The following is a 12208-nucleotide window of genomic DNA, read 5'->3' as shown; positions in this document are numbered from 1 at the left end:
GCTTCTTGCAATTACGGCTCCGATTCGTCCAGCAGCCGTAATTCCCGTCTTTATCGATAGCATAGCGTAGTCGTAGCAAGAAATCAACTTGGCTTAATCTACTTGATATTCACGGCAGTTTTCATCGAGCATGATCTTGGCCGTGGATCTATCCGGATTAACTCGTGTAATGAACTCGTCGCCTTCCTGGCGATAATTATACGGAATACCTGCAGCTCGTGCTTTTACTATAGCCTATGCAGCTCAGCGCTTCTGTTCTACTGCTCCGCTGTTCGTTATTTCAAATATGTTTCCATTCCCCCCTCCTATTGCTCCTTTCAACCGACAAAAGACACTTTTCAACCGAAATATAAGGAATGGACATATAGATGCCTATAGAATAAGGGTATCAAATCAATCGAGGGGACGTTGAAACAAATGATGAAGAAGCAAAATGAAAAGAACACTTGGACTTGGAGCACATTGAAATCGAAGAGAGCATTTTGGTTATATTCAGGAATTGCATTAGGTGCGGTTTTGGGCCATCTTACTAATAATCTGGGTACATTCGTGGCTGTTGGCTTATGTACCGGTGAGGCTATGTGGAAGACGTATCAGAGACAAGTTAGCACACAGCATGCAGAAGGATAAGCTGTACATAAACGAAGCGAGACTGCCGAATAAGGCGAACGGTCTCGCTTTTTTAGTATCATCAGCCTTGCTTAACCGCCTTATTTCTGAAATAAGCGCGCTTGCAGGCTCGCATCTGCCTTCGTAGGACGGAAGGCAATATAATGATATTCCGCCACGTGATGTACAAAGAAAGGATCCTGCTCGATATAAGAGCGAGCTTCCTCCTCTGTCTGCGCATCAACTACGATAATTCCGCCTGTACGAGGCTCCTTCGGCCCGGATAGCAGAAATACCCCTTTCCCATAGTGCTCATCCAAAAAAGCACGATGGGCATCCAAATGCACATCCACATCGCTCATCGGCTTCGTATAGCTTAGCTCTACAACATACATGCTTGTACTCCTCCCTGATCTGCTTCATACATAGAAGCAGCCGATGCATCAAGTATTCCGCACGGACCGAATGAAGTCAAGAATTGCTCTGTTGACTCCCGGATACACCTTGCAATGAATGACTTAGAAGAGATTATCAAAACATAGAAAATACAGGTGTGCTGCACGTTATTTTATTGTCACTTTTTGCTAACCATTCAACTCTTGGAATTCAACTCTATTTGTATTAAAGTAAACGATGTTGCATAAATATACCGCACTCCAAGGAGACTTATTTATACATGATAGCTAAGAAAGACAACAATCAGCAAGATCCCTTGCATTCCCAGCAATTGAATATGGGTGGACTGCTGCATTTCGCAATTCCATCCTTGCTCGGATTGCTTCTCTTCGTCATTCCGATTCCATGGAATGGTGAAGTGACCGTACCCATTGCATTCCTGGCCAAGCTCATCGGACAATGGCTTGCGCCGTGGCTCCCGCTTGCCGCCACAGTCATCATTGTATTGGCGTGGCTGGGGACGGCTTATACTTACTTGCGGAAGCCGTCTAATCTGCTGCAACTTCCATTATGGAAGGCACTGTTCGCCATCTCTCCCTTCTGGTTCGCCGCACGGACGGTGGGCATGATATTTGCCATCATCACCTATTTCCAGATTGGACCTGAATGGATATGGTCGGAGCATACTGGAGGCATGCTGCTTACGAGCTTGATTCCAGGCTTGTTCGTCGTATTTATGCTCGCTGGCCTGCTCCTGCCGCTATTGGTTGATTTCGGACTGCTTGAATTTTTCGGTACGCTTATGACCAAGATTATGCGGCCTATCTTCACCTTGCCGGGCCGTTCCTCCATCAACTGCATGGCATCATGGCTTGGCGACGGTACAATCGGAGTCATGATGACAAGCAAACAGTACGAGGCTGGGTACTATACGAAGCGTGAAGCTGCCGTAATCGGCACAACATTCACAGCTGTATCTATAACTTTCAGCTTCATCGTTTTAAGCAACGTGAACCTGGCGCATATGTTTCTTCCGTTCTATGTGACGGTCACATTAGCTGGCATGATCGCAGCCATCATTATGCCGCGCATACCGCCGTTGTCGCGCAAGCCAGACACGTATGCGCCAGGCGCAACCCCAGCAGAGGATGAATCGATCCCATCTGCATGGAGCCCTTGGCAATGGGGACTTCGTCAAGCGGTAAGCAAGGCACGACAACATGAAGGAGCCGGTTCCTTCATGCGGGAAGGCTGTAAAAATACGATTGACCTATGGATTGGCGTGATTCCCGTTGTTATGGCCATCGGCACCATCGCCGTAGCCATTGCAGAGTATACCCCAATCTTCCAATGGCTCGGCGCACCGTTCATCCCGATTTTGCAGCTGCTGGGACTCCCCGAAGCAGCAGCGGCTTCGCAGACGATATTGGTTGGATTCGCGGACATGTTTCTGCCTACGGTGCTGGGTTCCGGCATCGAAAGTGAGATGACCAGGTTCGTCATTGCCGCTCTATCCGTCACGCAGCTCATCTATATGTCTGAGGTAGGTGGATTGCTGTTAGGCTCCAAGCTGCCTGTTAATATGAAGGATCTATTTATTATTTTCCTGCTCCGCACCTTAATTACACTGCCGATTATCGCAATCGCTGCACATCTACTGTTCTGATTGTGAAAATCTAAGATATGGCCCTGTCTTGCGAGATATTTTCTAATTTTCTCCAAGATCAGGGCCATTTTCTATATTGCAACAATGATCAAAAACGATTATCGTTACATCATTCCATCCTTATGACAATCGTTCACCTTAGAAATAGATTTCCTCTCACCTTTGAAACTTCATCTCATTAGAATTATGAACCACCGGCTGAGCCGACAAGGCAGCTCTTTCGCCTGATTTCCAATGTCGATCACTGCTCTGCTATGGATTCGCCTTAGGAAAGGAGTTCTTCCATGGACAACAAATCATCTTCATCATCTATTGCAGCATCCTCGCAGGGACATTCGCCGTCACGAACGGAGTCCCCAAGCTTGGAGCCAAAAGCACATCTTCAAGCGGACACCATATTCCGCATTCTACTTGCGATCAGCTTCGTTCACTTGTTCAATGATTCGATTCAGGCTGTTATTCCAGCAATCTTCCCTATCCTCAAGTCATCGATGAATCTTACATACGCCCAGATCGGTTGGATCTCCTTTGCGATTAACGTGACTGCCTCCCTGCTTCAGCCTGTGGTTGGGTATGCTGCGGATCGCAGACCAACACCTGCACTGCTCCCAATTGGCATGTGCTTCACCTTCGCTGGTGTATTGCTGCTTGCCTATGCACCGAATTATATTCTGGTGCTGCTTGCCGTTGTGCTCGTCGGCTTCGGATCAGCCGCCTTCCATCCAGAAGGGATGAGAGTAGCCCATATGGCTGCCGGCGCCCGCAAAGGGCTGGCCCAATCCATCTTCCAAGTTGGCGGCAATGCAGGGCAATCCCTTGCACCGATGCTGACCAAGTGGATATTCATCCCCTTCGGGCAATCAGGCGCGCTCGTATTTACATTCGTTGCAGGGGCAGGTATCGCGGTACAAACCTATATTGCACGCTGGTATCGAGCGATGCTCGATAGCGGCTATGCATTCAAGAAGCGGCACCAGGCACGCACGATGGATCCATCGAAGCGCAGCCGTATTCAATCCGCTACGATTATTTTAGTTGTACTCGTCTTCGCGCGTTCTTGGTACACTGCCGCCATTGGCAGCTATTATTCGTTTTACTTGATGGAAGCCTATCATTTGACGCTCGATGATGCGCAAATTTATATTTTCTTATTCCTCGGAGCAGGGGCAGTGGGAACATTCTTCGGTGGCCCGCTTGCTGATCGTTTTGGAAGACGCAATCTCATTCTGGCATCGATGCTCGGCACAGCTCCCCTTGCCCTTGTACTGCCTTATCTGCCGCTGTTCTGGGCCGGTGTTGTGCTCGCGATTACAGGATTCATCCTCCTATCCAGCTTCTCCGTTACCGTCATATACGCGCAGCTGCTGCATCCCGGCAACATCGGAACCGTATCGGGGCTAATTACGGGATTTGCCTTCGGAATGGGCGGGATTGGCGCATTGGCACTTGGTTATTTCATTGATACATGGGGGATTGAAGCTGTAATGATCGTGTGTGGATTCCTCCCCTTAATCGGCCTCCTGACTTGGATGCTGCCAAGCGACAACACGCTCCATCAATGGGCAAAAGAAATATCGTAGCATGTCGTTGTCAGCTCCAATGAGCAACACACCTCTTATGTCCCGATGTTATCCGGCACTTGATCGAACAGGTGCTGGGTAGCATCGGCGATTCGTGCAAATTCACCCTTGAACCTTCCCCTGCAGCATATCGAATTAAATATTATTAGAAAATGGAAGCCCGCTTCCCCTTGCCCCAGACGCGATGTAGGTCTACAATATTGTCAACTTCACTTGAGGGGTTATTACCATTCATTGCAGTCTAAGAGATAATGTCCTCCCATAGATAAGTGAAGGAATGAACCCGAAACCGGACACTTAACGATGAGGACTGATAAGGTATACACGTCAATCCATCATTTCAACAATCATGGATTTGCAATACAATACAGACAACAATGGAGTACATCAAGGAGGTGATGGAGGATGCCACAAGTAGACAATGAGGAACGAGAACAAGCCACGGTGAATGAACAGCCGAGTGAGACCGCTGAAGAGCAAGCCACAGCTGAGGAAGTAGAGGCTAGAGTCCGTCTCCAAGAGGCGATTCATCACGTGAATGAATTATATCAGAAGCAGAGATACAAAGAAGCATTGGAGGAAGCGATGCGTCTGCAGCAGCAGTATCCAGAGCACCCGACCGTCATGGCGCTGACAGCAGTCGTCCATAAGCCTGTCGCACCCGATCAAGCGCTCTATTGGGCCTCTGAAGCGTTGAAACGCGATACAAGACTGCCTGACGCCTGGCGCGTGCGCATGTCCATCTATTACGAGCGTCAAGAATGGCCAGCCTTCGAGACTGCTGCGAGGCAGCTTGCTGCGGTAACCGAGGAAGATCCTACGCCTCATCTGCTGCTTGCACAGTACCAGCTGCGCAAAGGCGCGCTGGATCAAGCGCTCCTGTCGCTGGAACGCAGCATTGACATTGAGCCTGCCGGGATTGCTTACGCTACCTATAGCTATGTGCTGGCGCAATTAAAGCGTTATCCAGAATCCCGCGAAGCAGAACGCAATGCATTAGCATGGCAGGAAAGACATTCCTACACGCTTATGCAGCTTGCTTGGGCAGCGGATCAGCGCGGTGAGCCCGAACGCGCCATGCAATTCATGCAAGATGCCATACGTCTCAATCCTGAAGATAATCAGGTAAGAGTAGAATATATGGATGCTCTGCAGAAATCTCACCCTTGGTTCCGCTTCGTATGGTGGCCTGCGCAGATGCTGCAGAAGCTGTCTCCATGGATTTTAGTCATATTATGGGCTGCATTTGCAATTATTCAACCAACATTGCTTATCGCATTTATCGTGCTTCATGTATCGACATATTGGATTAGCCGCGGATTCGTAAACTGGAAAGTATATGGCAAGTTATGGGTGTCGTGAACGACACCCTACTCTCCTCAAAATCTCGACAGCATGCCATCCCATCATCTAAGCACATAAGATAACATTCGAACAACGCTCCACACTTCAGTACAAGCTCATAACTCAAGCAGCTCGATTTGAAGCGTCAGTCCGAATGCAACCCGTTTACTCATATCCCTTTGACTCGGTAAGCACTCTCCCAGCGCTTCTCCACAGCGTCACCTTCTCTTCACTCTCCCATTCAGCTCTATCACATCTCAAGCCCTTTTGAACTCACTTAGCCGACTGCTCAACTGCCCTTGCAATGCTCTTTATAAAATAGGAAAATGTTCGTAAATGAAAATCGACCATTTACATCCACTCTGGGGAACGATATACTAGTGAACGTTTTGGAAAATGATCGACTCGAATGATGATCCAACGTACGCAAGATATTGTTACAGGATTCGATCCTTCCTCACTACTTATTTATGGCTAAAGGAGACGTTCACATGACTTCATGGAGAAAACGGACGATGCATTGGACGCCTGCCCGTGTGCTGGTTCTTGGTTTTTTGTCCATTATAACAATCGGGACATGCATCTTGATGCTGCCGATATCATTGGCAGCTGGACACTCCCTTTCCTTCATTGATGCCTTGTTCACCGCTACTTCGGCGGTATGCGTAACCGGTCTGGTTGTTGTTGATATTGGGACAACCTACTCTGCATTTGGACAAGGCGTAATTATTTCACTCGTACAAATCGGCGGCATCGGCTTCATGTCCGTGGCCCTGCTCTTCTATCTCATGCTCGGCAAGCGCATTTCCTTGCGGGAACGACTTATTTTGCAGGAGTCGATCAACGCAAATAGCATGGAAGGCATTGTACGGACCATTCGCCGCGTAATTATATTTGTTTTTATCATCCAGGGAACGGGAACCATTATACTGACATTGCGCTGGGCATTCGACATGCCGCTGCTGCAATCCTTCTATTACGGACTTTTCCATTCGATCTCCCTGTTCAACAACGGGGGATTCGATCTGTTCGGTTCCAGCTTCCAATTGCATGTTGATGATTTCGTAACGAATGTAGTTGCCACCTTCCTCGTGCTATCTGGCGGACTTGGCTTCATCGTACTTGCAGAATTGTATGAATTTCCAAAATCGCGACGTTTGACGCTGCACTCGAAGGTGGTATTGTCCATGACCGGTATTCTGGTCGTCGCAGGAGCTATCTTCATCTTCATCTTCGAGTTCCAAAATGCATACACGCTAGGATCGCTCAATTGGGACGGCAAAATATACGCTTCCTTCTTCCAGTCCATCTCCGCTCGTTCATCGGGAACGACAACGGTAGATGTGTCTCATATGAAGCAGGTCACACAGTTCGGTCTTATTATTCTTATGTTCATCGGCGCCTCTCCAGGCTCTGCAGGCGGCGGAATTAAGACGACGACGTTCGCTATCCTCTTGGCCGCCGTATATGCGATGCTGCGCGGACGCGAGGATGCGGTGCTGTTCCGTCATCGGCTTGCTAAGGATCAGATCATCAAGGCGTTGACGATTATCTTCCTTGCCATCTTCATGGTACTCGGTGTATCCATGCTGCTGGCGATAACGGAAGATCAGCCGTTTATTACCTTGCTCTTCGAGACAGTGTCCGCTGTAGCAACCGTAGGGTTGTCTATGGGGCTTACACCTGAAATGTCGGCATTCGGCAAGTTCGTCATCTGTGCCACCATGTTCATCGGCCGGATTGGTCCAATGACACTCGCCTATGCGCTCGGCAACCGCAAGGAACAGTCTCTGTATCGTTACCCAGAGGGCAAGATCATGATCGGATAGAATAACACAGCAAAAGGCAGCAAGCATCGCTTGCTGCCTTCTTTATTTCTCTGTATATATGACTACTATCGAATTACGCCAGACGTACTTCAGATTGAACCATAAGCACACAAGGTTCTACTAGGCCGTCTGTTCCCCGCCAGAACCCACCACAGTGGATTCCGCCACACCCTTCTTTTTGCCGCTTGGGATGACCAAATTCAGAATCAATGCCGCCAGCGCCCCGACAGTAATACCGGAGGACAATACGTATACCGCGAAATCAGGCAGCCCCGTCAAGGCGCCCTCAGGAAGTACAGTTACAGCCATCGTAAGCAGGATTGGCACGCCGATAATCATCATTGCACGCTCATCCAAGTCAACGAATTGAATGACCTTCAATCCATTCACGACAATGGCTACACAGACAACACCGAATATGCCGTTAATAACCGGCTCTGGAATGCACGTAATCGCTGCAGACAGCTTCGGCATCAGACCCAGCGCTATCAAGATACCGCCGCCTGCCATAATTGCCATCCGGCTTCCTACGCCTGTAACCGCGATCAGTCCTGCATTGGAAGAATAGCCTGTCATTGGCGTTCCACCGAACAATGCCCCAACGAAGCAGCCTAGCCCTTCCCCAGCCGCTGCACGGTTCAAGCGCTCATCCGTGAGCTCCTTGCCTGTAATGGAAGAAATAACAAACCACGTTCCTGTTGTTTCAATCAGAATGATGAAGTAGACGAACATCATCGTCATAATCGCACTGAGATTGAATTCAGGCGCACCGAATGGGAAAAAGCTAGGAATCGAAAATGCGTCAGCCTCTGCTACCCGTGAGAAATCAACCTTGCCAAACATGGATGCAAACAGCGTACCCGCGACAATAGCCACAATGACCGAAATAAGACGCGATACCGTACCCAGCTTCTTCGACTGGCGCACAAGAAGCATACAAACAATAAGAATCCCCGCCGATACAGCAGCGATGAGAATATTCGTCCACAAGTCTCCTTCTGCACGATAGATATTGTTCATTCCCGTTGGCATCAAGGAAATACCGACAATTAGTATTACGGTTCCCCCTACCAGCGGCGGAATCATACGGCGTACAGCCTTCGCGAACCATTTCATCGGCATGCCGAGCAGCATCATGAGCAATGCCCCCGGTATTAAGCTCCCTGTCATGGCCCCTAATCCAAGCTTGCTTCCAATCGCCCCCATTGCGCCAATAGGCACATAGGACGGCCCCTGCACGACTGGCAGTCGCAAGCCGAAGCCCGTTTGGATTAAGGTCGCAAATCCTGTTCCGATAAAGCACATTTGAATAAAGAATGATGTGTCTGTTGCATTCAGTGACAGCAAGCCTGCAATAATGATCGGTGCGATGTACAAATCCATAGCCAACACGTGCTGGAGTCCCAATAGAAAGGCCTTCCCGGCGCCAATCTTATCATCTACCCCAACGACAAGCGTGTTCGACTTCGCTGATTGTTCCATGTGTGCTCGTTTCCCCCCACGTATGCTGTAACGTTCGTTATGATTTTGATCACACCCTGATTATAGAGGGAACATTTCGTTTTGTATAGACAAATTACGAATGTTTATTATTTATTTTTATTTATTGTTCGTGTTTTATGTTGACTCCCTCCGATATATTTCCTAAAATAATAGTATAAGAAGCAATAATACGAAGATTTCATGTATTACACCCAATAGATTAAGAACATTACATTCGGATTCAGCTATGGATACCCGGATCATTAAAAAGGAGACTGTCTACATCATGATCGTAAATGATGCCGTATTGCGTAATGAATGGATTGTTGCTTGCCGTGCACAGGATGTGCAGGAGAAGCCGCTGCAGGTGCTAATAATGGGAGAACGTGTCGTCATTTTTCGGACAGAAGAAGGCGTGCATGCGTTCAAAGATTTGTGTGTGCATCGCGGGGCTGCACTGTCGCTAGGCTGCGTGAAGGATGGGAAGCTTGTCTGTCCGTATCATGCATGGGAGTTCGAGGGCTCCGGCGCTTGTTCACGCATTCCACAGCTGCCAACGGATCAAGCCATTCCGAAGAAGGCGCATGCGATTACGTACGGTTGTGAGGAGCGTTATGGTCTTATATGGGTCAATCTCGGGAACACGGATACACCATGGTTCCCATTTGAAGAGTTCGGTGCCGAGGGCTGGCGCAATGTAATATGGGGGCCGCAATCCGTAGAAGCCAAGCCGCCGCGCATTGTAGAGAACTTCCTAGATGTGGGTCATCTCGCTGTCGTCCATGAGGGCTACTTAGGCGTAGAAACGCACACAGAGATTGGGAATTACCGGGTTCATCGTGTACCGGAGGGCATCCGTTCCGAGGAAATTGAAGTATTTCAGCCCGATCCAGACGGTTCCGGTCAAGCGAAGAATGTCTATTATACGTACGAGATTGCCCGTCCGCTTACAGTGAAGTTCACGAAGCGGGATAAGGAGACGCGTCATCTCATGTCCATTCTGCTTACGGTGCAGCCGAAGGATGCAACGACCTCTGTGGCTTACGGGGTTCTGTCCTTCAATTATGATCCAGGCCTATCGGACGAAGATATCGTAAAGTTCCAAGACATGATTTTCGCGCAGGACAAGCCAATCGTAGAAAATCAGAAACCAGAGGATCTGCCGCTTGATTTGCAAGTCGAGCTGTCACTGAAATGCGACCGTGTCAGCATCGCCTACCGCCAATATCTGAAAGAGCTTGGTGTTGTGTGGGGAACGGCGTAACGTAACCGGAATGTTGAGATGTCTATCCTATCATTCCTTGTTGCGGTTAACTCTTGTTGCAGGGAAATAGAGAAAAGCCTGGGAGTGGGGTTCCCAGGCTTTTAGCGTTACATACAATCGCAGCATTTCTGCTGTGACAAACATTAGCTTAGATTTATGGATATGGATTAGCTCAAGCTCCCAGGTACAGACTTGGACAAGCGTCCTGTCTTGATGGATGTTGGCTTCGCTGCTGGACGAATCACTTTCACTTTCTTACTCACCTCCTTGCGATCAATGGATGTTCAGCATATGGAAGACCCGCTGTCAGAATGACAAGGCCTAGATCGTTATAGTTACTGAATAGCTGACAAGTGCTCCACAGATTGAAGCCAAATCGTACGCAGCACCTGCTTAATCTGCCGCTTCTCATAGGAGCATGGCCGCTCGCCCGACCGCATCCGATATAAGGGGCAGCGGTTGCCCTGACAGGCTGGGCGGACGAAGCAGGAATGACAGTTCTCATCTGTTTCTTCACCGGAAGTGGTCCAGACGGCCATTTTGTCCATATCGAGCTCTAGTGTCCCATCCTTATGAATACGCCCCAGTTGATTGTTCGCTTGTTCAAGCGCAACCGAACACTTATACAGATTGCCATCTGATCCGACAATCATCGAGTTCGGCTTCGCCGCATAGCAGACCGCCCCTGTCGGCAGCAATATGTCCTTAATGAAGGAGCTTACTTGCAAGCCTGCCTGGAGCCATCCTTCATTCAATGCCCATATCTCCTTATCCTTGGTGCGGGCATCACATACCGGGAGCGTCAGATCATTCTCTCCCCCCATGCAGCCGACTGGACGAAAGTAGAATGAGAACCGCTTGTCATCGCCGAACAAGTCATGCAGCATAGGGATGAATGCATGAACCGCATCCAGATTGCTGTTGTCAAAGTTCACGCGAATATTAATCTCGAATGGGCGCTTCACCTGCTTAAGCGAGAGCAAATTCGTAATGATGCGCTCGTAGGTATCTCCGCCCCCAAATAATCCTCTTCGCGCATTGTGCACTTCAGCAGGGCCATCAATCGTAACCATATACCGATCAATATGTAAATTTAGCAGTTGTTCGAACAGCTCCCGTGTTAAGTAATATCCATTCGTGGATATTTCCGCTTGATAAGCGACATCGTATTTGTCGCAAACATCGATGAACGCGCTCGACAGCTGCTCGATCACATGCGGAGCAAGCAGCGGCTCTCCTCCATGCCAGCTGATGGTCAAGAAGTTGAGCGTCTTGGCCCGCTGCTCCATATAGGCAATTAACCCCTCTACGACCTCGTCCCGCATATTGCCCCGTGGGAAGTATTCGTAACAGTAGTTGCAGCGGAAGTTGCACGCTTCTGTTACGAGCAGCACCAAATGCATCGCATCAAGCTGGTGCATCGCCTGATGAAGGAACTGTGCGCGCCGCATCTCGTCCGTGTCAGCCGGAACAAGGAAGCCATGCCCCCATAAATCGCGATAGACGGCATTGTTCGGTTCCACCTCAGCCTGTCCCGGCCGCAGCCAAGACAGCACTCGTGTCTGTTCTTCCGCAGAGAACGAAGCAATTGCTCCAGAATAGCTGTTATATAGTACGAGCCCTCCATCATCAACCTTAGTCTGCGCATTGAACCGTGAAGGACGCCAAGTCACCATTGGCTGACTAGAAGAAGCCTTGTCAGCTGCATATTGGCTATTGCAATGAGTGGTTGAAGTCGAAGCGCCTTGTGAACAGGTAGAGGCGCCCTCATTGTTTTCTGAATTCGGCTCTTGTTTCGCGCAAGCCGCACCCTGATAAGGCTGCTGCCTGTTAGATGAGGAAGCTTGCCGAGAAGTATGTTGTGAGTCTTGTTGTGCCATGTCGTAATCCCATCCTTTTTCCTGTTAGCACACGTGCTTCTAGTCCTTCCATGATGACGCTCAGCACACAACAGGACAATGACACCCGTCACGTTCTCATGGACAGGTATTCAAATCCAGCAACCCTCCGTCCTTCTAACACAATGCAAAAAAGCTGC

9 protein-coding genes are annotated in these 12208 nt (G+C 49.1%); 6 read left to right on the top strand and 3 right to left on the bottom strand.

Annotated features, from left to right (window positions below):
* Positions 1-417: 417 nt before the first annotated feature.
* A complete protein-coding gene (locus BBG47_RS09130) occupies positions 418-630 on the top strand; it encodes a hypothetical protein (protein WP_065291484.1) in 213 nt (70 codons plus the stop codon).
* An 80-nt stretch (positions 631-710) separates the two neighbouring features.
* Here the strand turns inward: BBG47_RS09130 and BBG47_RS09125 are convergent, their stop codons facing one another.
* Positions 711-1004 (bottom strand): YciI family protein, encoded by a 294-nt coding sequence (locus BBG47_RS09125; protein ID WP_065291483.1) that lies wholly within the window; start codon positions 1002-1004, stop codon positions 711-713.
* A gap of 281 nt (positions 1005-1285) precedes the next feature.
* On the opposite strand from BBG47_RS09125, the gene BBG47_RS09120 reads away from it, so the two are divergent.
* From BBG47_RS09120 to BBG47_RS09105, 4 genes are all read left to right on the top strand, one after another.
* On the top strand, positions 1286-2671 hold the full coding sequence (locus tag BBG47_RS09120) for a YjiH family protein (RefSeq protein WP_094183147.1): 1386 nt from the start codon (positions 1286-1288) through the stop codon (positions 2669-2671).
* 284 nt (positions 2672-2955) lie between these two features.
* Positions 2956-4251, top strand: a complete 1296-nt coding sequence (locus BBG47_RS09115) for an MFS transporter (protein WP_021257278.1) — start codon at positions 2956-2958, stop codon at positions 4249-4251.
* 405 nt (positions 4252-4656) lie between these two features.
* Positions 4657-5613: a tetratricopeptide repeat protein gene (locus tag BBG47_RS09110; protein ID WP_065291482.1), complete on the top strand. Its 957-nt coding sequence runs from the start codon at positions 4657-4659 to the stop codon at positions 5611-5613.
* Between the two features lie 473 nt (positions 5614-6086).
* A complete protein-coding gene (locus BBG47_RS09105; RefSeq protein ID WP_065291481.1) occupies positions 6087-7424 on the top strand; it encodes a TrkH family potassium uptake protein in 1338 nt (445 codons plus the stop codon).
* A gap of 120 nt (positions 7425-7544) precedes the next feature.
* On the opposite strand, the gene BBG47_RS09100 is transcribed toward BBG47_RS09105, so the two are convergent.
* Positions 7545-8906, bottom strand: coding sequence for a nucleobase:cation symporter-2 family protein (locus BBG47_RS09100; RefSeq protein WP_065291480.1), 1362 nt, complete (start codon positions 8904-8906; stop codon positions 7545-7547).
* A gap of 286 nt (positions 8907-9192) precedes the next feature.
* Here BBG47_RS09100 and BBG47_RS09095 point away from each other — a divergent pair, with 286 nt between their 5' ends.
* Positions 9193-10170 (top strand): aromatic ring-hydroxylating oxygenase subunit alpha, encoded by a 978-nt coding sequence (locus BBG47_RS09095; protein ID WP_065291479.1) that lies wholly within the window; start codon positions 9193-9195, stop codon positions 10168-10170.
* A gap of 335 nt (positions 10171-10505) precedes the next feature.
* On the opposite strand, the gene BBG47_RS09090 is transcribed toward BBG47_RS09095, so the two are convergent.
* Positions 10506-11846, bottom strand: coding sequence for a radical SAM/SPASM domain-containing protein (locus tag BBG47_RS09090; RefSeq protein WP_065291507.1), 1341 nt, complete (start codon positions 11844-11846; stop codon positions 10506-10508).
* Positions 11847-12208: the final 362 nt, after the last annotated feature.

It is taken from the genome of Paenibacillus sp. KS1, assembly GCF_001680695.1.
Lineage (GTDB): Bacteria > Bacillota > Bacilli > Paenibacillales > Paenibacillaceae > Paenibacillus_B > Paenibacillus_B suaedae.
Note: the sequence above shows the minus strand (reverse complement) of the source record. Positions and strands in the feature narration are given on the sequence as shown.